Below are 20,478 nucleotides of genomic sequence, written 5' to 3'. Positions count from 1 at the left end.
CCCCCGGGTGGCTGAACACAGTCGAAAAGCCGCGGGGAGAGGCGTCTTGAGCAGACTCTATGGCGATCCGATCGAGGTGTGGACCCGGGAGGGCGAGCCCAGCCAGTTCGTCTGGCGTGACCGGCTCTATCTCGTGCGCCGCGTCCTCGACCACTGGGTGGTGGCGCGCGAGTGGTGGAAGGTGCGGGAGGGCGATCCCGGCGAGCGCCAGTTCTGGCGGGTCGAGGCCAGTCCGGGGCGTGAGGCGGGCTCCTACGAGCTGAGGTTCGACACCGCCAGCGGCGGCTGGCTGCTCCTGAGGGCGTGGGACTGATGGGCGCGCCGTTCCCGCACCTCAACGTGGCCTCCGCCTACTCGATGCGGTACGGCACCGCGTTCCCGCGCGAGCTGGCGCGGCGGGCCGCCGACGACGGCATGGACATCCTCGCGCTGACCGACCGCGACGGTCTGTACGGGGCGGTCAAGCACGCGCAGGCGTGCGCGGACGCCGGGATCGGGCCGGTCTTCGGCGTCAGCCTCGTCCTCGCCGCCGCGGGCGGCCCCGACGGTGCGCTCGACGGTGCGCTCGACGGCCTCACCCTCGACTCCGGCGGCGCGCTCGACGACCTGAGCCCCCTCATCCGGAGCCGTAAGCCGCAGCGCCCCCGCACCGGGGCGGACGCCGAGGACCGGATCACCGTGCTGGCCCGTTCGGGCGGCTGGTCCCGCCTGGCCCGGCTGGTCACCGACGCCCACCACGCGGGCGGGCGCGGCGAGCCCCGGGTGACCCGGGAGATGGTGGCCGCGTGGGCCGGCCCCGGCGTCACTCCCGACGACGGGCTGACGGTGCTGCTCGGCCCGCGCTCCGACGTGGGCCGCGCGATGGCCGCGCGCCACGACGAGCGGGCCGCGGCGCTGCTCGCCCTGTGGCGCTCCATGGTGCCCGGGGTGGTGGTCGAGCTGGTCGACCAGTACGGCTTCCGCGACGCCATCACCGCCGTCCGCATGCTCGCCCTGGCCGAGTCCGCCGGGGTGCCCGCCGTGCTCAGCAACGCCGTCAGGTACCTCGACCCGGACGACCACCAGGTGGGCGACGTGCTCGACGCGGCCCGCCAGCTCGTCCCGCTGCACCCGCGCCACCTGGAACGCACCACCTCCCACGCCTATCTCAAGGGCTCCAAGGACATGGCGCTGGTGGCCGCGAAGATCTGCGGCTCCGACGCGCGCCGGGTCGCCGACCTGCTGCGCGCCACCCGCAGGGTCGCGGAGGAGTGCGTGATGGACCCGCGTGAGCTGCTCGCGCTGCGCGGCGACCCGCCCGCCCTGCACCTGCCCGAGATCGGCGCCGACCCGGTGCCGCTGCTGCGCCGCCGGGTGGAGGACGGGATGGCGGCGCGCGGCCTGGCCCGCTCCCGGGAGGCCGGCGAACGGCTCCGGGACGAGATGGCGATCATCGAGCGCAAGCGCCTGTCCGGCTACTTCATCGCCGTGTCCGACATCACCGACATGATCCGGCGGATGGGCATCCGGTGCGCCATCCGCGGCTCCGGCGCGGGCAGCCTGGTCAACTACCTCATCGGCATCGGCGAGGTGAACCCCCTCCACCACGGCCTGCTCATGGAGCGCTTCCTGTCGGAGGGCCGCGTCGGACTGCCCGACATCGACGTGGACGTGGAGTCCGCGCGCCGGCTCGACTGCTACAAGGCCATCTTCGACAGGTACGGCGAGGAGCGCGTGGCCTGCGTGTCCATGATGGAGACCTACCGGGCCCGCAGCGCGATCCGTGACGTGGCGGGCGCCATGGGCCTGCCCCCGTACGAGATCGACGCGATCGCCAAGGCGTTCCCGCACATCAGGGCCAAGCAGATCACCGCGTCGCTGAGCGACCTGCCCGAGCTGCGCGACAGCAGGCTGGGGGAGGCGGGGCTGGACCGGGTGTTCAGGCTGGCCGAGAAGCTCGACGGGCTGCCCCGGCACATCGCGCTGCACCCGTGCGGGGTGCTGATCGGCAACTCCGGGCTGCGCGACCGCACGCCGGTGGAGCGCAGCCTGCTGGAGTTCCCGATGTCGCAGTTCGACAAGGACGACGTGGAGGAGGCGGGGCTGCTCAAGCTGGACGTGCTGGGCGTGCGCATGCAGTCGGCGATGGCGTACGCGCTGGGCGAGATCGAGCGCGTGGACGGCGTCGTGGTCCGGCTGGACGAGCAGAGCCCGCCCGACCCGCAGGCCCGCGACCCGGAGCCGCCGATCCCGGAGACACCGGCCCCGGAGACACCGGCCCCGGAGCCGCGGCCGGAGATTCATTACGTGCCGCACGACGACCAGGACACCTACGACATGATCTGCGCCGCCCGCACCCTGGGCTGCTTCCAGATCGAGTCGCCCGGCCAGCGCGAGCTCGTCGCCAAGCTGGAGCCGCGCGCGATGCACGACCTGATCGTGGACATCTCGCTGTTCCGGCCGGGACCGGTGAACTCCGACATGGTCACCCCCTACCTGGAGGCCAGGCACGGGTGGCGCGCGCCGTACTACCCGCACGAGCGGCTGCACGAGGCGCTGAAGGAGACGCACGGCGTCGTGGTCTTCCACGAGCAGGTGCTCAGGGTCATCGCGGTGATGACGGGCCGCGACCTGTCGTTCGCCGAGATGCTGCGGCGCTCGCTGTCCACGCCCGAGGGCCGGGAGCTGGTCCGCAAGACGTTCGTGCCGCTGGCCAAGGCGAACGGGTTCGACGACGCGACCGTGGAGCGGGCCTGGGAGGTGCTCGACGCGTTCGGCGGGTTCGGGTTCTGCAAGGCGCACGCGGCGGCGTTCGCGCTGCCCACCTACCAGTCGGCCTGGCTCAAGCGGCACCACGCGGCGGCGTTCTTCGCCGGGGTGCTCACGCACGAGCCCGGCATGTACCCGCAGCGGGTCATCATCGACGAGGCCCGGCAGTGCGGGGTCACGATCCTGCCGCTCGACGTGAACCGGTCGGGCCGTGACTGGCAGGTGGAGCGCCTCGGGCCGCGCCCCTCGCTGCGGCTCCGGGTCCGGGCGGACGAGCTGGGGGAGCGCGAGACGCCCCGGCGGGTCCCCTTCAAGGCCGGGGAGCTGGGCAAGGGATACGCGCTGCGGGTGCCGTTCTCGGCGGTCAAGGGGGTGAGCGAGGCGGAGGTGGACCGCATGGTCGCGGGCCGGCCGTACACGTCGCTCGCGGACTTCTGGGACCGCGCCCGCCCATCGCGGCCGATCATGGAGCGGATCGTGCAGGTGGGCGGCCTGGACGCGCTGCACGGCCTGAGCCCGGGCGGCGGCGGTGACCGCTGGCGGCCCGGCCGCCTGACCCGCCGCGACCTGGTCGCCCAGGTGGGCGCCCTGGAACGCGCCTCCGCCTCGCGCGTGGGGCACGCCACCGCCGGCCGCTCCAAGCGCTACGCCCCCGCCCGCCCCGTGCCGCCGGCCAGGCAGAGGGAGGGAGAGGCGGCGGCCGTGCAGCTCCCGCTGGGGTTCGGCGAGCACATGCCGCCGGGCGAGCTGCCCGAGATGACCGACGCCGAGATGGTGGAGGCCGAGCTGGAGATCCTCGGCATCGACGTCTCGCGCCACGTGATCAGCTTCTACGACGAGCTGCTCGACGCGCTCGGCGTGGTGCGCTCCAAGGACCTGCTGCGGCAGCGCAACGGCGCGGAGGTGCTGGTCGCCGGCGTCAAGGTGGCCACGCAGACGCCGGCCGTCCGCTCGGGGCAGCGGGTCATCTTCACCACGCTCGACGACTCGACGGGGCCGGTGGACCTGACGTTCTTCGAGTCGGTGCAGGGCAGGTGCGCGGCGACGGTGTTCGGGGCGTGGCTCATGGTGGCCCGCGGGGTGGTCCGGCGCACGGGCACGCGGGCGGTCTCGCTGCGCGCGGTGGACTGCTGGAACCTCGCCGACCTCGAACGGGTGTGGCGGTCGCAGGGCGTCGAGGCGGTCCGGGCGCTGATGGCCCGCGACCCGGAGTCCCGTGGCGGCGTCGGCGGGCGGCCCATCGAGTACGCCAACGGCTTCCTGCTCTCGCCGTACTCCGACCTCGGCCCGGCGGTCGCGTCACCGCCGCGCAAGCTGTGGCACGCCAGCCCGGGCAGCTCCGGCCCCACGGCCGCCTGAGCGGGCCCGGCAGGGCCCGCGGATCAGCTCGCCTGGCCGAGCGACGCCGACTCCGGCGGCGTGGCCGGCCGGCGCGTCCCGGACAGCACGGTGGGCATGGCCACGCCGCGCGCCGAGCACTGGACGGCCGTGATCTGCCGGACGGTCGCCGCGCACAGCAGCGCGGCCGCCGCCAGCGCCACCAGCTCCGGCACGCCGACCCCGGTCAGCCCGTCGGCCGACGTCTCCCGCGGCAGCCGTACGAGCACCAGCGTCAGCGTGGTCAGCCAGCTCGCCCACCACGCCGCCAGCAGCACGAGCCAGCGGCGGCGGCTGCCGGCCGGCGGCAGGGCGCCACGCCACAGCTCGTCGACCAGCAGGACGGGCGCCACGAGGTTGACGCCGGGGATCAGCCAGGCGGCGGCGACCGGCCCGGCGGTGGCGGAGCGGCGGTCGGCCTGCCGGGCATGCACCAGCCAGGTGGTGTACGCGGCGGCGCTGGCGATCGTGGTGACGCCGAGCAGCAGGATGAGGACGGCGAAGAGCGTCACCGGACCGACGACCGCCTCGGCCTCCGCGCCCCGGGGACGGCCGTCGAACGCGGCGAGCTGGGCGGCGAGGCTGCGCCCCCGGACCAGCTCGAAGGTCACGAGGGCGCCCAGGCAGAGGACCTGCGCGGCGAGCGTCACATATACGGCGGAGGCGGCTCTCGTAGGCGGTGCCTGGGCGTAGCGCACGTTGGTTCTCCCCCCGTGCCATGCGCTGGGTTCTCCCTCACCTTGTATCCAGCCGAGCTCATTGTTAATCAGCCCACCACGCCGGATTCCCACGCCCAAGCTGCGATTTCCACCCGATTGCGGACACCGAGTTTCGCCTGGATACTGCCGAGATGCGTCTTGACCGTCGACAGTGAGACGAACAGCTCGCCGGCCACCTCCTGGTTGGTGCGGCCGCGGGCCACCAGCCGCACCACGTCGAGCTCCCGCTCGGTCAGCGGCTCGTCCGGGGCGGGGGCGCCGCGTTCGGGCCTGGCCAGGTGGCGCAGCAGCCGCACGGTCACCGACGGCGACACCAGCGCCTCCCCGTCCGCCGCGGCCCGAACCGCCTCGATGAGCAGCGTCGGCCCGCTGTCCTTGAGCAGGAAGCCGGTGGCGCCGGCCCGCAGCGCGCCGTAGACGTACTCGTCCAGGTCGAAGGTGGTGACGATGACCACCCGCATCGGGCTCTCCACGCCAGGCCCGGCCAGGGCGCGGGTCACCTCCAGCCCGTCCAGTTTCGGCATCCGGATGTCGAGCAGGCACACGTCCGGCCGCAGCCGCCTGGCCTCGGACACGGCCTCGGCGCCGTCGGCGACGGCCGCCACGACCTCCATGTCAGGCTGGGCGTCCAGGATCATCTGGAAGCCGGTACGAACCAGTTGCTGGTCGTCTGCGATGAGCACCCGAATAGTCACGCCGAACACTCTAGGATCGGCCGTTCGGCTGAGGGACAACCGGACGCACGGCCGATCCGCCGCAGGGGGCCGCGCCGGAAGACTTTCCGGCATGAACGACGTGCTCGCTGGACGTGAGCTGACCAAGAGATTCGGGCAGACGGTGGCCCTGGCCGGCGTGGACATGACGGTGCGGGCGGGGGAGGCCGTGGCGATCATGGGGCCGAGCGGCTCTGGCAAGTCCACGCTGCTCCACTGCCTGGCCGGCATCATGCGGCCCGACTCGGGGGAGGTGCGCCTGGAGGGCACCCGCATCGACGACATGGGCGAGCGGAAGCGCAGCTCCCTGCGCCGCACGCGCTTCGGCTTCGTCTTCCAGTTCGGCCAGCTCCTGCCGGAGCTGCCCGCCGACGAGAACGTGGCGCTCCCGCTCATGCTGGGCGGCGTGACCCGGACGGACGCCGTACGCCGGGCCAGGGAGTGGTTCGGCCCGCTCGGTCTGGGCGGCATGGAGACGCGGCGGCCCGGGGAGCTGTCCGGCGGCCAGGCGCAGCGGGTGGCCATCGCCCGCGCCCTGGTGACGCGGCCCGCGGTCGTCTTCGCCGACGAGCCGACCGGCGCCCTCGACCAGACGACCGGCCACGACACGATGCGGCTGCTGGTGGACGCCACCAAGCACAACGGCGCCTCGCTCATCGTGGTCACCCACGACCCGGGCGTCGCCGGCTGGTGCGACCGCACGGTCGAGGTACGGGACGGCGTGCTGCTCGCCGCGGGGGCGCGGGCATGAGCGCGGTCATGAATCCTGGCCTGACCTGGCGGCTGCTCAAGGGCGGCGGGCGCAGGGGCATGCTCGGCACCTGGCTCACCCTGGGGGCCGTCGCGGTGTCCACGGCGCTGCTGCTGTTCGCGGTCACGGTGGACTTCGCCTTCGCCGACCGCGCCGACCGGGGCGCCTGGCGCAACCCGGTCGCGGCGGCCGGTCGCCCGGCCGTGGCCGTCGAGGCGAGCCGGCACGACTACGTACGCGGCCAGGAGATCACGGTGGTCGATCTGGCCGCCCTGCCGGGCAGGAAGCCCGAGCCGCCGCCCGGCCTGCCCCGTTTCCCGGCGCCCGGCGAGGTGTGGCTCTCACCCGCACTGGCGGAGCTGGCGGAGCGGCTGCCCGCCGCCGAGCTGGCCGGCCGCTACCCGAAGCGGGCCGGCGTGCTCGGCGACGAGGCGCTGGTCCACCCGGACGAGCTGATCGCGGTCGCCGGCCACGCGCCGGACGCGCCCGAGCTCACCGCCCAGCGCACCGACGACTGGATCGCCGGCTCGCCGCCGGTCAAGGTGGCCTCCCTGGCCGGGCAGCCGACGGAGGACGCCGAGGCGTACCAGGCGCTCGCCCTCATCGCGAGCGTGCTCATGGTGGTGCCGCTGCTGGTGTTCGGCGGGGCCGCCGCCCGGCTCACGGTGGCGCGGCGGGACCAGCGGCTGGCCGCGCTGCGGCTGGTCGGCGCGACGCCGGGCCAGGTCGTGGGCATGACCGTGACGGAGGCGGTGATCGTCGCGTTCGCGGGCGCCCTGGCCGGCGCCGCCGCGTACGGGCTGGCCGTGCCGCTGCTGTCCCGCGTGGAGATCGACGGCGGCCCGTGGTTCGTCTCCGACCTGTGGCCGAGCCCGCTGGTCATGCTCGGGGCCGTGGTCGCGGTGCCCCTGCTGACCGGCCTGTCGGCCGTGGTGGGGCTGCGGCGGGTCGTGGTCAGCCCGCTGGGCGTGGCCAAGCGGGAGACGCCTCCCGGGATGCGGTTCGTGCGGGTGCTCGCCCTGCTCGCGGCGCTCGCCGCCGTCCCGGCGGTGTCCCGCGACACCAGCACCGCGGTGATCGCGGTGGCGATCGGGCTCGCGTTCCTCTCCCTGAACCTGGCCGGTCCGTGGGTGGTGGGCCTCATCGGCCGGATCACCGCCGCCTCGGCCCGCCGCCCGGCCCGGCTGCTGGCCGGCCGCCGGCTGGTGGACGACCCGCGCGCGGCCTGGCGCACGGTGAGCGGCGTGGCCCTGACCGGCTTCGTCGCCGGCTTCCTCGGGCTGCTCAGCCCCGGAACGCTGATCGGCGCGCAGGACACCGGGCATCTGCGGGTGACCGCGCCCGCCGGTCAGGCCGCGGCCGTGGCGGAGCGGGCCCGCGGCCGGCTGGAGGAGGCCCGGGTGGCGGCCACGGTCACCACGCGCAAGCAGGTCGTCGTGGTCGCCCTGAAGGACGTGACGCCGATCTCGCCCGGGAAGGCGGCCAAGGGCACGGACGCGTCGGGCACGCGGGCCGAGCCGGCGCTGCTCGACCGGGCCCGGACCGCGCTCACGGGCCTCGTGCCCGGCCGCACGCCCACGACCGAGGCCGACGACGAGTACTTCGGCGGGGAGATCCTGGCCGACGTCGCCACCGGCACGATCGTGGTGCTGTCGGTGTCGTTCCTCGTGGCGATCGCGAGTGCGGGCATCACGGCCACCTCCTCCGTGCTGGACCGGCGCCAGGCGTACGCGCTGCTGCGCCTGGCCGGCACGCCGCTGGAGGTGCTGGACCGGGCCCGCCGCGCCGAGACGCTGATCCCGCTGGCGGTCATGGGCGGCGGGGCGATCCTGGCGGGGGCGCTCTGCGGGGTGCCGTTCATGATCACCGGCGTCAATCTCACGGGCGTGGTCACGCTGCTGGTGTGCGTCGTGGCCGGGTCCGCCGGCGTCGTCGGGGCGGGCGCGCTCAGCAGGCCGCTGCTGCGCTCGGTGACCGCGGACCCGGCCCCCCGCCCCGACTGACTCCGGACGGCGGGGGACTCCGGACGGCGGCTGACTCCGGACTGACGGCTCACTCCCGGACTGACGGCTGGCTCCGGGGGACGGCGTCAGCCCAGGACCAGGTCCCGGACCGTGGCCAGCGACTCCTCGTCACGCGGCCCCATGACCAGCAGGGACGTGACAGGGGAGGCCCGCCACGGTTCGAGGCGCTCCTTGATGCGCCCCGGCGGTCCCACGAGTGCGATGCCGTCGGCCAGCTCGTCCGGGATCGCCTGGAACGCCTCGTCCTTCCGGCCCGCCAGGTACAGCGCCTGGATCCGCTCGGCCGCCTCGGCGAAGCCCATCCGGCCCATGATGTCGGCGTGAAAGTTGCGGTGCCGGGCGCCCATGCCGCCGATGTAGAGCGTGAGCATCAGCTTCACTCCGTCGAGCGCGGCCCGCACGTCGTCGGAGATCACCACCATGACCATGGCCGCGATGTCGAAGTCCGGGTCGCGCCGCGCGAGCGCGTCGCCGTACATCTCCTCGATCTTGGAGGGGAACGTGAACAGCGGGAGCCAGCCCTGTGCCACCTCGGTGGCCAGGGCGACGTTCTTGGGGCCCTCCGCGCCGAGGTAGACGGGGATGTCCGGGCGCAGCGGGTGCGTGATGAGCTTGAGCGGCTTGCCCAGCCCGCCGGGCAGGGGGAGGGGATAGTGCGGGCCGTCGCCGGTCACGGGCTCCTCACGCCGCCACACCTTGCGCATGATGTCGACGTACTCGCGGGTGCGGGCCAGCGGGCGGGCGAACGGCTGGCCGTACCAGCCCTCGACGACCTGCGGGCCCGAGGCGCCCACGCCGAGCAGCAGCCGCCCGCCCGTGAGATGGTCGAGCGTCATGGCGGTCATGGCGGTCGTGACCGGGGGGCGGGCCGAGAGCTGGGCCACCGACGTGCCAAGCTTGATACGAGACGTGTGGGCCCCGTACCAGGCCAGCGGCGTGAAGGCGTCGCTGCCGTACGCCTCGGCGGTCCACACCGAGTCGTAGCCGAGCCGTTCGGCGGCCCGGACGAGCTCGGTCGCGTCGCTGGGATGGCGCTGCCAGTATCCGAGGTTGAGGCCGAGTTTCATGACACCTCCAGAATTTAGTTTTATTACGGTGCCGTCGGCCTCGTGTGTCAATGCATGATCTACCGGGGAGGTCTGACCTGTGCTCAAGGGTCTGTGCCGCATAACCTCAGTCCTGCTTTTCCTCGCCGCGGCGCCCGCGGCCCTTCCCCCGGCGGCTTCGGCGCAGGCGCGGGCCTCGAAGCCGAACATCGTCATGGTGCTCGCCGACGACCTGGAGACGGGGACTCTGCCGTACTTCCCGAACATCACCCGGCTGGTGCGCGAGGGCGCCTCCTTCGACCGGCACTTCGTGACGAACTCCTGGTGCTGCCCGTCCCGCTCGTCGATCCTGCGTTCCCAGTACGTCCACAGCCACGGCGTGTGGACGAATACTCCGCCCGAGGGCGGTTTCGATAAGTTCCATACGACTGATCTGGAACGTTCCACCGTGGGCGTCTGGATGCAGCAGGCCGGATACCGCACCGGGCTCATGGGCAAGTACCTCAACCACTATCCCGGCGGCAGCGCCGAGGAGACGTTCGTGCCGCCCGGCTGGAACGAGTGGGACGTGCCCGTCCGCCGCCTCTACGAGGAGTACGGCTACCGCCTCAACGAGAACGGCAGCACCGTCGACTACGGCTGGGCCGAGGACGACTACCTGTCCGACGTGCTCGCCCGCAAGGCGAGCTCCTTCGTCACCGCCTCCGCCGAGCCGTTCTTCCTCTACCTCGCGCCGGTCGGGCCGCACAACCCCAACAACCCGGCCGTCCGCCACGCCGACGCCTTCGTGGGTGCCAAGGCGCCCCGCACGCCCTCGTTCGACCAGGAGGACGTCAGTCGCGAGCCGGCCTGGCTGCGCGAGCGCCCGCGACTCTCGGAGAGCGCCATCGCCCGCGTCGACGAGCGCTTCCAGGCCCGGATGCGCTCCATGCTCGGCGTGGACGACCTCGTCGGCTCCGTCGTCGAGGCGCTGCGCGCCTCCGGCAAGCTCGACAACACCTACATCGTCTTCACCTCCGACAACGGCTTCCATCTCGGCACTCACCGCCTCAAGCAGGGCAAGACCACGCCCTTCGAGGAGTCCATCCGGGTGCCCCTCGTGATCCGGGGGCCGGGAGTCGCGGCCGGCTCGACGGTCAAGGAGATGACGCAGACCGTGGACCTGGCGCCCACGTTCGCCGAGCTGGGCGGGGCGACGGCGCCGGCGTTCGCCGAGGGGCGCTCGCTGGTGCCGCTGCTGCGCGGGCAGCATCCGTCGCCGTGGCGCAGGAACGCGCTGATCGAGTTCGCCAGGCCGGCCGACAAGTCCTCGGCCGCCCAGACGCCCGTTCCCGGCTACCAGGCGGTGCGCACCGACACCCACGCCTACGTCAAGTACGTGACGGGGGAGACCCAGCTCTACGACCTCACCAAGGACCCGTACGAGCTGCACAACCTCGCCGCCGACGCTGACCCCGAACTGGTGCGCAACCTCCAGGAGCGGCTCCAGGCGATGGTCGCCTGCTCCGGCGCGAACTGCCGGGAGGCCGACCTCAAGGGGTGAGCGTCACTCCCCGGCCGGCGCGGGGTAGGCGCGCGCGAGGTGGTCCGTCACCGCCTCGGCCGCCTCGTCCGGATCGCCGTCCAGCACCGCCCGGAGGATGCGCCGGTGGTCGGCCTGGAGCCCCGAGGTGTCGCCGAGCCGGACGACGGCCTCGACCGCGTACCTGCGCAGCGAGTCGCGCAGCGAGCGCATGAACGCGGCCGTCAGCCGGTTGCCCGACGCCTCGGCGAGCGCGCAGTGGAAGGCCGTGTCGTGCTCCACGAACTCCTCGGCCGAGGCCGCCGCGTCCATCCCGGCGATCGCCTCGGCGAGCACCGAGGTGTCCGGGCCGGTGAGGGCGGCCCGCGCCGCCGCCCAGCGCTCGATCATCAGCCGGGTGTCGATCACCTCGCGCGGTTCGAGCGAGGCCAGCCCGAGGTGCAGGCGCAGCAGGTCGGTGAGCGCCGCGCCGGGCTTGGAGACGAGCACGGCGCCCGCGTCCGGCCCCCGGCCCACCTGCGACGACACCACGCCGAGCGTCTCCAGCACGCGCATGGCCTCACGCACCGACGACCGGCTCACGCCGAGCTGCTCGGCGAGGTGCCGCTCGGCGGGCAGCCGGTCGCCCGCCGTCAGCCCGTCCTCGGCGATGCGGCGCTCCACCTGCGCGAGGACGTCCTCGAACGCGCGGGTCTTCCTGACGGGCTGCCAGCCGGTGCCGGTCAACGGGTCTCCCTTGATGCTGGGATGCTATGGTCTGACCATACTGTGGTCTGACCATACTCCGGACATGTCCCGGACGTCCTCGGAAGGAGAGCGGTGCGAGTCGCCCTGTTCATCACGTGCGTGAACGACACGCTCTTCCCCGGCACCGGCAAGGCCGTCGTGTCCCTGCTGCGCAGGCTGGGCTGCGACGTCGACTTCCCCGCCGCCCAGACGTGCTGCGGCCAGATGCACGTCAACACCGGTTACCGCGAGGAGGGCGTGCGGCTCGCCCGCCACTTCACCGAGGTCTTCGCCGGGTACGACGCGATCGTCGCGCCATCGGGCTCCTGCGCCGCGATGGTGCGGGAGCAGTACCCCAAGCTCGTACGGCCCGGCAGCAGGGGAGCGGCGGCCATCGCCGAGGTGGCGCCCCGGGTGTACGAGCTGACCGAGTTCCTGATGGACGTGCTGAAGGTCGAGGACGTGGGGGCGTACTTCCCGCACCGGGTCACCTACCACCCGACGTGTCACTCGCTGCGCGGCCTGCACCTCGGCGACCGCCCGGCCCGGCTGCTCCGCAACGTCCGCGGCCTCGACCTCGTCCCGCTGGCCGGGGCCGAGGAGTGCTGCGGGTTCGGCGGGACGTTCGCGGTCAAGAACCCGGCCGTCTCCGCTGCGATGGGCGCCGACAAGGTGCGCAGCGTCCTGGACACGGGCGCCGAGGTGCTCTGCGCGGCCGACAACTCGTGCCTCATGCACATCGGCGGCATGCTCGGCCGCCAGCGGACCGGCGTCCGGGTCATGCATCTGGCCGAGATCCTCGCCTCCACCGAAGAGGGCAAAGCATCATGAGCGCCACTTTCCTCGGCATGCCCGGAAATTTCCCGAAAAACGCCGCGCAGGCCGTGCAGAACTCGCAGCTCCGGTACAACCTCCGCAAGGCCACGCACACCATCCGCGGCAAGCGCGCGAGCGTCGTCGGTGAGCTGCCCGACTGGCAGGAGCTGCGCGCCGCCGGCAAGGCGATCAAGGACGAGACCCTGCGCCACCTCGACCGCTACCTGGTCCAGCTGGAGGAGGCCGTCACCGCCGCCGGCGGCCACGTCCACTGGGCGAGGGACGCCGCCGAGGCCAACCGCATCGTCGCCGGCCTGGTCAAGGCCACCGGCGAGACCGAGGTGGTCAAGGTCAAGTCCATGGCCACGCAGGAGATCGGGCTCAACGAGGCGCTGGCCGCCGAGGGCGTCACCGCGTACGAGACCGACCTGGCCGAGCTGATCGTCCAGCTCGGCGACGACTTCCCCAGCCACATCCTGGTGCCCGCCATCCACCGCAACCGGGCGGAGATCCGCGAGATCTTCCTCGACAAGATGGACGACGCGCCGCCCGGCCTGACCGACGAGCCCGCGGCGCTGGCCGAGGCCGCCCGCGTCCACCTGCGCGAGCGCTTCCTGCGCAGCAAGGTGGCGATCTCGGGGGCCAACTTCATGGTCGCCGAGACCGGCACGCTCGTCGTCCTGGAGTCCGAGGGCAACGGCCGCATGTGCCTGACCCTGCCGGAGACGCTGATCAGCGTGGTCGGCATCGAGAAGGTGCTGCCCACCTGGCGCGACCTGGAGGTCTTCCTCCAGCTCCTGCCGCGCAGCTCCACCGGCGAGCGGATGAACCCGTACACGAGCACGTGGACCGGCTCCGCCGAGGGGCAGGACTTCCACCTCGTGCTCCTCGACAACGGCCGCACGGACGTCCTCGCCGACGAGGTCGGCCGCCAGGCCCTGCGCTGCATCCGCTGCTCGGCCTGCCTCAACGTCTGCCCGGTCTACGAGCGCGCCGGCGGCCACGCGTACGGGTCGGTCTACCCCGGCCCCATCGGCGCCATCCTCACCCCGCAGCTGCGCGGCATGACCTCGGATCTCGACGCGTCGCTGCCCTACGCCTCCAGCCTGTGCGGCGCCTGCTACGAGGTGTGCCCGGTCGCCATCGACATCCCCGAGGTCCTCGTCGACCTGCGGGCCAAGGCGCCGCACGGCCTGGCCGAGCGGGCCGGCATGCGCGTCGCCGGGTGGGTGCTCAACGACCAGGCCCGGCTGGCCACGGTGCAGCGGGCCGCCGGCCGGCTGCGCAAGCTGGTGCCCAGGCGGCTGCCGGGTCCGCTGTCGGCGTGGACCGACACCCGGGACCTGCCGGACATCCCGGAGGAATCCTTCAGAGACTGGTGGGAGCGAGAAGGGTGAGCAGGAGCGCGCGCGAGGAGATCCTCGCCCGGATCAGGCGGGCCGTCGACGGGGCCCCGGAGGTGGAGATCCCCCGGGACTACCGCGCGACGGCGCCGGTGGACGACCTGGTGGCGCTGTTCGCCGAGCGGGTGGGCGACTACCGGGCGATCGTCCATGTCGTGCCCGAGGCCGAGGTCCCGGCCACGATCGCCGGGATCGTCGCGGGGCGGCGCATGGTCGTCCCCGACGGGCTCCCGGAGGCGTGGACGCCCGCGCGGGAGGCGGGCGCGCCCCCGGCCGACCCGTACACGGCGGACGGCGTCATCACCGGATGCGCCGTAGCCGTCGCCGAGACCGGCACCATCGTGCTCGACACGGGGCCGGGCCAGGGGAGCAGGGCGCAGACGCTCGTCCCCGACTACCACCTGTGCGTGGTCCGGGCGGACCAGATCGTGGCCGGGGTGCCCGAGGCCGTCGCCCGGCTCGATCCGGCCCGCCCGCTCACCTGGATCAGCGGCCCCTCGGCGACGAGCGACATCGAGCTCAACCGCGTCGAGGGCGTCCACGGCCCCAGGACGCTGGAGGTCCTGATCAGTACCTGATGACGGCCGCGACGTCGGACACCTTGTCGGTGAACCACAGCTCCGCGTCCGTCATGGCCGCCGCCCTGGCCAGCGCCGAGTCGGCGCGCTCGCGCACCGGCTCCTCGACGCCCCACCCCCGAAGCTCCCCCTCGTCGGTGGAGACCTGCGTGCCGCCCTCGCCGACCCACACCTCGCGAGGCAGCTCACCGGGCGACAGCAGGGCGTGCACACGCCCCTCGCGCAGCGCCTGGAAGACCTGGGCCAGCCCCGTCGGGCCGGACGCCTCGCGATGCCGGTCGAGCAGCTCGGCGCGCCTGCCCTCCAGCCACGCGTCGAGCGCCTCCTCCACGTCCCGCTCGAACGCCCCGTGGCCGGAGCGGCTGCCGTGCTCCACCATCACGATCCGGTCCGACGCCTTCGTACCGAGGTGGTCGGTGAGCATGGCCCGCGACTTCGGGTCGCCGGCCACCAGGACGAGCTCGGCGCCGATCCGCCGCACCTGCTCGTCCACCTCCCGCGCCACCGCCGCGGCGTTCCTCTCCCAGGTCTCCTCCACCGCGTTCTCGTAGCGCCGCTGCGCCCAGCCGCCCTGGGCGGTCTTCTGCAACGGCCAGTCCTCCGCCTCCACGGTGGACGTACGCGGCGACCCGCCCCCGAAGACCGTCACCTCGGCGCCCGCGTGGTCCACGATGACCCGCAGGTGCGGCACGTTCTCGCCCCTTGCCAGGAGCAGCGGCGTGACGTGCGGCAGCGGCGACCAGAGCGCCAGCTCGCTCGGCGGCGGCTCGGCCAGCGGCTCGGCGAGGACGACGTCGCCGTGGGTGGCGAACAGCGCCTGTCCCGGCCCCGGCCGTAGGGCCTCGCTCTCCACGACCTTCAGCGTGTCGGGGTCCGCCCCGTCGAGCCGGTCCCGGACGGCGTGCCAGCGGGACTCACGGTCCCCCTCGGTGAACGCCCCCGTGTAGACCGACGCGTACGGCCCGCGGCGCTCGTACAGCGGCCGGATGAAGTCGAGCCGCACGGGTCACCACCTCCGCCTCTCCATTCCGAGTCCCAGGGCCTCGGCCACCTGGGCGACGTTCTCGAAGCTCCGGTCCGGCAGCCCCCGCACCAGGCCGACGATGTGGTCCGGCGCGTGCCCGTCCTGCGCCTGCCGCACCAGCTCGTCCTTGGAGGACGGGAAATGGCTGTCGTTGAGCCACCTGGCCAGGTCGCTGCGGGCCTCGACACCCTCCTGGGTGATGCCCTCAGGGGTGCCGGGCTCGTGGCCGGGCGGGTACTTGCCGTGACTCTCCTCGCCGGTGGCGGGCATGGGCTCGGGCTCCTTCCACTCCTCCGCGTGGGTCGGGCCGCCGCCGCGTACCAGCCCCTCGCTCTCGTGCTTCTGCTGCTCGTCGACGCGCGGGGTGTGCTTGGCGCTTCCTCGATCCATGGTTCTCACTCCTCTCCTGGGCGCCCCTACCCCGGCTTTCATGGGCAAACATCGCAAAGAACATCACGGCTGTGTACGCTGCCGGTCGTGTTCGATGCCGACGTGAAGGTCGTCACCCCCCGGCTCACGCTCCGCCCCTTCGGTCCGGCCGACGCCGCGCGGATCAGGTCGATCGTGGAGTCCGGCGCCCGGTTCCTGCCGCCGGGAGCGCCCGCGCACGTCGCCGGCGTCCCCCAGTGGCTGGAGACCGGCGTGCACGAGCTGCGGGAGTCCGGCCAGGGCATGCACCTGGCGATGACCGACGCCGAGGGCCGCATCGTCGGCGCCATCAGCCTGTTCAAGACGTCATGGGGCGCCGGCACGACCGAGGTCGGTTACGGCGTCCACCCGCTCCACCGCGGCCGCGGCTTCGCCACCGAGGCCGTGCGCGGGCTGACCGAGTGGGTGTTCGCCACCACCGACCTGCGCCGCGTCGACCTGACGGCCGACCTCGACAACCTCGCCTCGCTCCGCGTCGCCCAGAAGTCGGGCTTCACCTGGGAGGGCGTGCTGCGCGCGGCCAGCCTGGAGGACGACGGGCCGCACGACCTCGTCGTCTTCGGCCTGCTCCGCCAGGACGACCGCGCCCCCGCCGAGACCCTGCCCGCCACCGAGCTGCGCACCGAACGCCTGCTGCTGCGCCCCCTGTCGGAGCAGGACGTGCCCGGGCTGACCGCCACCGGCGCCGACGCCCTCACCCAGGCCAGGACCGGCGTGCCGCGCGGGTACACCGAGGCCGACGCCCGGGCCTTCGTCGCCGTCCTGGAGCAGAGGCGGATCAGGGGCGAGGGCGTCGCCTGGGCCGCCGTCGAGCTTGACGACGGCCGGTTCGCCGTGAGCGTGGACCTACGGGACCTCGACTGGCGCAACGGCTCGGCCGAGGTCGGCTACATGACCGCGCCGTGGGCGCGCGGCAACGGGTACGCGGGGGAGGCCGTGCTCGGCGTCGCCCGGTGGCTGTTCGAGGTGCAGCGGTTCCAGCGGCTCGTGCTGCGCGCCGCCGTCTCCAACCCCGCCTCCCAGCGCGTGGCCGAGAAGGCCGGCTTCGTCCGCGAGGGCGTCGCCCGCAACGCGCTGCGCGGCGAGGACCTCGTCGTCTACAGCCTCGTCCCGTCCGACCTGCCCTAGCCCGACATCTGGTTAAACCACCACGAAACCGTCACTCTTGGTGGTGAGGACGGTGAGGCGCCATGATCACGGTGGTCGGCTGGGACGGATCGGAGCTGTCGGCCGAGGCCGTCGAGCGGCTCCACGCGGCGACGCTGGTCGTGGGCCCCGGCGCCCTGCTCGGCCGGCTCGAACTCTCGGCGCCCGCCGTGCCCGACGAAACGCTCCTGCAGACGCCCGACGGCACGCTCCCGGAGACCCACGACCGCACGCTCCTGGAGACTTCCGACGGCACGCTCCTGGAGACCCCCGACGGCACGCTTCCGGAGACCTCCGACCGCACGCTCCTGGAGACCCTCGACCGGCACGCGCAGGAGGGCGGCGGCCCGGTCGTCGTCCTCACCCAGGGCGACCCCGGCTTCTTCGGCGTCGTCCGCTCCCTGCGGGCCCACGGCCTGCGGCCCGAGGTGCTGCCCGCCACCGCGCTCGTCACCCGCGCCTTCGCCTGCGCCGGGCTGCCCTGGGAGGACGCCCTCGTCGTCGCCCCGGCCGGCCCGCACCAGCTCGGCCGGGTCGTCAACGCCTGCCGCGCCCACCCCAAGGTGGCGATCCTCGTCACCCCCGGCGTCGGCCCCGCCGAGGTCGCCCGCGAGCTGGCCCCCACCACTCCCCGCTCGCTCATCGTCTGCGAGGACCTCGGCGGCCCCGACCAGCGCGTCACCCACAGCCGCATGGGCGAGGCCACCACCCGCCCCTGGAAGGACCCGGACGTGCTGCTGGTCATCGACCCGCTGCACCGGGCCGGCCCGCCCGGATGGGTGGCGGGCGCGCAGCCCGGACCGGCCGAGTGGGCGCTGCCGCTCGGCGGCCCCCTGCCCCCGGAGGTCATGGCGTACATCCTGGCCAAGCTCGGCCCCCGGCTCGGCGACCTGGTGTGGGACGTCGGCGCGGGCTCCGGCGAGATCGCCGTCGAGTGCGCCAGGCTCGGCGCGGCCGTCATGGCCGTGGAGCGCGACGAGCATGCCTGCGCCCGGCTGCGCGCCTCCGTGCTCGCCCACGGCGTCAAGGTCGCGCTCACCCGCGGCCAGGCGCCCCCGGCGCTGGAGCCCCTGCCGGACCCGGACGCCGTGTTCGTGGGCGGAGGCGGCATCGACGTGATCGTCGCCTGCGCCGCGCGCCGCCCCCGCACGCTCGTGTGCGCCGTCAGGACCCTGGAACGCGTGCCCGCCGTGCTCGACCGGCTCCGCGAGCACGGCTATCGTGCCGAGGGCACCCAGATCCTCGCCTCCAAGCTCACCCTCCAGCCCGACGGCTCGCACGGCCTGGCCGCCTCCGACCCGGTCTTCGTCGTCCACGCGGTCCCCGCGTACACCGAGTGACCTGTCGCTCACGGGCGCGCATCGGTTATCCTCGCGTGTCTTTGTCTACCTCCGGAGAATCCCTCGATGAAGCCGCCGCTCCTGCTGATCGGGCAGGGCTCGAACGATGACGCCGACTCCGCGGAGTTCGGCAGGTTCGTCCACCGGCTCCGCTGCCGGCTCGACCAGCACGCCGCCGACGTCTCCGGCGGCTACCTGGAGCGCGCCACGCCGCGGTTGAGCGAGTCCGTCGCCTCCCTGGTGGCCCGCGGCCACCACCGCCTGGTCGCGCTGCCGCTGAGCCTCAGCCGCGTCGGCGAGGAGTGGCCGCAGGCGCTGGAGGCGGAGACGCGACGCCACCCCACGCTGATGTACGACTACGGCCGCCCCCTCGGTCCCGACCCCCGCGTGCTCGCGCTGCTGGCCGAGCGGCTCAAGGACGCCGCCACCGAGATGCCGCGCCTGCGGCCCCTGGAGGTCGTCGGCGGCAGGTTCCGCCAGTTGCGTGCCGTCGACACTCCGGCCGCAGACCTGCAGCCCGGCCACGTCGAGCCGGGTGACACCGCCGTCGTGCTGGTCGGCGAGGGCTCCACGGACCCGGCCGCCAACGCCGAGATCCACCGCGTGTCCCGGCTGTTCTGGGAGACCCACGCCTACGACTTCATGACCGTCGAGACGGCGTTCGTCTCCGTCACTCCGCCCGGCGTGCCCGGCGGGCTCGAACGCTGCCGCCGCCTCGGCGCCAAGCGCGTCATCGTGGTGCCCTACCTGCTGTTCGCCGGCGGGGTGCTGGAGCGGGTGTGGGCGCAGGCGCTCGCCTACGGTGCGGGCCATCCCGACCTCGACATCCGCTGCGCCGAGGTGATCGGCGACTGCGACACCCTGGCCGACGTCGTCATCGACCGTTACGAGGAAGCACTCCAACTCGTCCCCTGATCCCCACGGACCCTGATCCCCACGGAGGATTCGCCGTGCTCGCAGAGACGCTCGCCGCGATCCGTCCTGCCGACCCCCGGGCGCTCGCCGAGGCCCGCGCCCACCAGGACCGCCTCACCAAGCCGCGGGGCTCGCTGGGCGTACTGGAGGAGGTCGCCGTACGGCTCGCCGGTGCGGCCGGCGTCAGCCCGCCGCCCATGCCCGAGCCCGCGACGCTGGCCATCTTCGCGGCCGACCACGGCGTCCACGCCAGCGGCGTCACGCCCTGGCCGCAGGAGGTGACCGTCCAGATGGTCGCCAACTTCCTCGCCGGCGGCGGCGTGGCCAACGCCTTCGCGGCCCAGGCGGGCGTCTCGGTGACCGTGGTGGACGTCGGCGTCGCGGCCGACCTGCCCGACGCGCCGTCGCTGGTCAAGCGGAAGATCGGGTACGGCACCGCCGACCTGTCCAAGGGGCCGGCCATGACCGTCGACCAGGCGGCGCGGGCCATCGAGGCGGGCATCGCGGTCGCCCGCGACCTGGTCGCCGGCGGGGCCCGCTGCCTGATCACCGGAGACATGGGCATCGCCAACACCACGGCCTCCGCCGCGCTCGTCGCCGCCTTCACCGGGGCCGACCCGGCCGACGTGACCGGGCGCGGCACCGGCGTGGACGACGCCACGTACGAGCGGAAGGTCGGCATCGTCCGCGAGGCCCTGCGCGTCAACGGCGTCACCCGCGCGGGCACCGAGGCCAGCGACGCGCTGCGTGTGCTCGCCGCCGTGGGCGGATTCGAGCACGCGGCCATCGCCGGTTACATCCTCGGCGGCGCCGCCGCGCGCGTGCCGGTGATCCTCGACGGCGTCATCGCCGGAGCCGCCGCCCTGGCCGCCGCGGCCCTCGACCCCGCCAGCGTCGACCACTGCGTCGCCGGGCACCTCTCGGCCGAGCCCGGCCACACCGCCGCCCTGGCCGCCCTGGGGCTGCGCCCCCTCGTCGACCTGGAGCTCAGGCTGGGCGAGGGCACCGGCGCCCTGCTCGCCCATCCCCTCGTCTGCGCGGCCGTCCGCACCATGCACGAGGTCGCCACGTTCGACTCGGCAGGGGTGACCGAGAAGCCGGTGTGACGCCTGATGACACGGGTTGACGCGGGCGAAACACCGGGCGCTCCCGGACCCGGTAGGTTTACCTCCTGACACAGCCGAACCCTCGCGAACGGGAG

Annotated in this window: 18 protein-coding genes; 12 read left to right on the top strand and 6 right to left on the bottom strand. The window is 73.7% G+C overall.

Going from position 1 to position 20,478, the window contains the following annotated elements; translation table 11 throughout:
- The first annotated feature begins 46 nt into the window (after positions 1-46).
- The gene (locus AB0H64_RS15755; RefSeq protein WP_357624318.1) at positions 47-313 is read left to right on the top strand and encodes a DUF6504 family protein; all 267 of its coding nucleotides are present in this window, start codon (positions 47-49) and stop codon (positions 311-313) included.
- Positions 313-4,107, top strand: coding sequence for a DNA polymerase III subunit alpha (gene dnaE, locus AB0H64_RS15750; protein WP_357624547.1), 3,795 nt, complete (start codon positions 313-315; stop codon positions 4,105-4,107). Before AB0H64_RS15755 ends, dnaE begins: the two co-directional genes overlap by 1 nt.
- A gap of 23 nt (positions 4,108-4,130) precedes the next feature.
- Here dnaE and AB0H64_RS15745 read toward each other — a convergent pair whose 3' ends face one another.
- Both AB0H64_RS15745 and AB0H64_RS15740 read right to left on the bottom strand, forming a co-directional pair.
- Positions 4,131-4,823 carry a DUF4328 domain-containing protein gene (locus AB0H64_RS15745; RefSeq protein WP_357624315.1) on the bottom strand — a complete coding sequence of 231 codons (693 nt, stop codon included), beginning with the start codon at positions 4,821-4,823 and terminating at the stop codon, positions 4,131-4,133.
- A gap of 68 nt (positions 4,824-4,891) precedes the next feature.
- Complete coding sequence (locus tag AB0H64_RS15740; RefSeq protein WP_357624312.1) at positions 4,892-5,539, bottom strand: response regulator transcription factor; 648 nt, start codon at positions 5,537-5,539, stop codon at positions 4,892-4,894.
- A gap of 91 nt (positions 5,540-5,630) precedes the next feature.
- On the opposite strand from AB0H64_RS15740, the gene AB0H64_RS15735 reads away from it, so the two are divergent.
- Positions 5,631-6,308 carry an ABC transporter ATP-binding protein gene (locus tag AB0H64_RS15735; RefSeq protein WP_357624309.1) on the top strand — a complete coding sequence of 226 codons (678 nt, stop codon included), beginning with the start codon at positions 5,631-5,633 and terminating at the stop codon, positions 6,306-6,308.
- Positions 6,305-8,311 carry an FtsX-like permease family protein gene (locus tag AB0H64_RS15730; protein WP_357624306.1) on the top strand — a complete coding sequence of 669 codons (2,007 nt, stop codon included), beginning with the start codon at positions 6,305-6,307 and terminating at the stop codon, positions 8,309-8,311. Before AB0H64_RS15735 ends, AB0H64_RS15730 begins: the two co-directional genes overlap by 4 nt.
- An 86-nt stretch (positions 8,312-8,397) precedes the next feature.
- On the opposite strand, the gene AB0H64_RS15725 is transcribed toward AB0H64_RS15730, so the two are convergent.
- A complete protein-coding gene (locus AB0H64_RS15725) occupies positions 8,398-9,399 on the bottom strand; it encodes an LLM class F420-dependent oxidoreductase (protein ID WP_357624303.1) in 1,002 nt (333 codons plus the stop codon).
- A 79-nt stretch (positions 9,400-9,478) separates the two neighbouring features.
- Here AB0H64_RS15725 and AB0H64_RS15720 point away from each other — a divergent pair, with 79 nt between their 5' ends.
- A complete protein-coding gene (locus tag AB0H64_RS15720) occupies positions 9,479-10,921 on the top strand; it encodes a sulfatase (protein ID WP_357624301.1) in 1,443 nt (480 codons plus the stop codon).
- 3 nt (positions 10,922-10,924) lie between these two features.
- Here AB0H64_RS15720 and AB0H64_RS15715 read toward each other — a convergent pair whose 3' ends face one another.
- Positions 10,925-11,626: a FadR/GntR family transcriptional regulator gene (locus tag AB0H64_RS15715; RefSeq protein WP_310712195.1), complete on the bottom strand. Its 702-nt coding sequence runs from the start codon at positions 11,624-11,626 to the stop codon at positions 10,925-10,927.
- Between the two features lie 93 nt (positions 11,627-11,719).
- On the opposite strand from AB0H64_RS15715, the gene AB0H64_RS15710 reads away from it, so the two are divergent.
- Genes AB0H64_RS15710 through AB0H64_RS15700 form a run of 3 tightly spaced genes read left to right on the top strand, consistent with a single transcriptional unit; the run spans position 11,720 to position 14,423 of the window.
- On the top strand, positions 11,720-12,457 hold the full coding sequence (locus tag AB0H64_RS15710; protein ID WP_357624298.1) for a (Fe-S)-binding protein: 738 nt from the start codon (positions 11,720-11,722) through the stop codon (positions 12,455-12,457).
- On the top strand, positions 12,454-13,839 hold the full coding sequence (locus AB0H64_RS15705; RefSeq protein WP_357624296.1) for a lactate utilization protein B: 1,386 nt from the start codon (positions 12,454-12,456) through the stop codon (positions 13,837-13,839). Before AB0H64_RS15710 ends, AB0H64_RS15705 begins: the two co-directional genes overlap by 4 nt.
- A complete protein-coding gene (locus AB0H64_RS15700; RefSeq protein ID WP_357624294.1) occupies positions 13,836-14,423 on the top strand; it encodes an LUD domain-containing protein in 588 nt (195 codons plus the stop codon). The genes AB0H64_RS15705 and AB0H64_RS15700 overlap by 4 nt, the downstream gene beginning before the upstream one ends.
- Here AB0H64_RS15700 and AB0H64_RS15695 read toward each other — a convergent pair.
- Both AB0H64_RS15695 and AB0H64_RS15690 read right to left on the bottom strand, forming a co-directional pair.
- Positions 14,413-15,426 (bottom strand): Vms1/Ankzf1 family peptidyl-tRNA hydrolase, encoded by a 1,014-nt coding sequence (locus AB0H64_RS15695; protein ID WP_357624291.1) that lies wholly within the window; start codon positions 15,424-15,426, stop codon positions 14,413-14,415. The two genes, AB0H64_RS15700 and AB0H64_RS15695, sit on opposite strands and share 11 nt — an antisense overlap.
- A 3-nt stretch (positions 15,427-15,429) precedes the next feature.
- Positions 15,430-15,837, bottom strand: coding sequence for a DUF2795 domain-containing protein (locus AB0H64_RS15690; protein WP_357624288.1), 408 nt, complete (start codon positions 15,835-15,837; stop codon positions 15,430-15,432).
- 87 nt (positions 15,838-15,924) lie between these two features.
- On the opposite strand from AB0H64_RS15690, the gene AB0H64_RS15685 reads away from it, so the two are divergent.
- The 4 genes from AB0H64_RS15685 (at position 15,925) to cobT (ending at position 20,383) form a co-directional block, all read left to right on the top strand.
- On the top strand, positions 15,925-17,004 hold the full coding sequence (locus tag AB0H64_RS15685; RefSeq protein ID WP_357624286.1) for a GNAT family N-acetyltransferase: 1,080 nt from the start codon (positions 15,925-15,927) through the stop codon (positions 17,002-17,004).
- 62 nt (positions 17,005-17,066) lie between these two features.
- Positions 17,067-18,362, top strand: coding sequence for an SAM-dependent methyltransferase (locus AB0H64_RS15680; RefSeq protein ID WP_357624285.1), 1,296 nt, complete (start codon positions 17,067-17,069; stop codon positions 18,360-18,362).
- A 66-nt stretch (positions 18,363-18,428) separates the two neighbouring features.
- Complete coding sequence (locus AB0H64_RS15675; protein ID WP_357624283.1) at positions 18,429-19,277, top strand: sirohydrochlorin chelatase; 849 nt, start codon at positions 18,429-18,431, stop codon at positions 19,275-19,277.
- Positions 19,278-19,312: 35 nt separating this feature from the next.
- Complete coding sequence (gene cobT / locus AB0H64_RS15670) at positions 19,313-20,383, top strand: nicotinate-nucleotide--dimethylbenzimidazole phosphoribosyltransferase (protein WP_357624280.1); 1,071 nt, start codon at positions 19,313-19,315, stop codon at positions 20,381-20,383.
- Positions 20,384-20,478: the final 95 nt, after the last annotated feature.

Origin of the sequence: Nonomuraea sp. NPDC050733 (assembly GCF_040654215.1) — a bacterium.
Classification (GTDB): domain Bacteria; phylum Actinomycetota; class Actinomycetes; order Streptosporangiales; family Streptosporangiaceae; genus Nonomuraea.
Note: the sequence above shows the minus strand (reverse complement) of the source record. Positions and strands in the feature narration are given on the sequence as shown.

Excerpts from the sequence above, each read along its gene's own strand:
- AB0H64_RS15730 (WP_357624306.1), top strand. The coding sequence starts at position 6,305 with ATGAGCGCGGTCATGAATCCTGGCCTGACCTGGCGGCTGCTCAAGGGC.
- AB0H64_RS15725 (WP_357624303.1), bottom strand. The coding sequence starts at position 9,399 with ATGAAACTCGGCCTCAACCTCGGATACTGGCAGCGCCATCCCAGCGAC.
- AB0H64_RS15690 (WP_357624288.1), bottom strand. The coding sequence starts at position 15,837 with ATGGATCGAGGAAGCGCCAAGCACACCCCGCGCGTCGACGAGCAGCAG.
- AB0H64_RS15705 (WP_357624296.1), top strand. The coding sequence starts at position 12,454 with ATGAGCGCCACTTTCCTCGGCATGCCCGGAAATTTCCCGAAAAACGCC.
- AB0H64_RS15680 (WP_357624285.1), top strand. The coding sequence starts at position 17,067 with ATGATCACGGTGGTCGGCTGGGACGGATCGGAGCTGTCGGCCGAGGCC.
- AB0H64_RS15735 (WP_357624309.1), top strand. The coding sequence starts at position 5,631 with ATGAACGACGTGCTCGCTGGACGTGAGCTGACCAAGAGATTCGGGCAG.
- dnaE (WP_357624547.1), top strand. The coding sequence starts at position 313 with ATGGGCGCGCCGTTCCCGCACCTCAACGTGGCCTCCGCCTACTCGATG.
- AB0H64_RS15675 (WP_357624283.1), top strand. The coding sequence starts at position 18,429 with ATGAAGCCGCCGCTCCTGCTGATCGGGCAGGGCTCGAACGATGACGCC.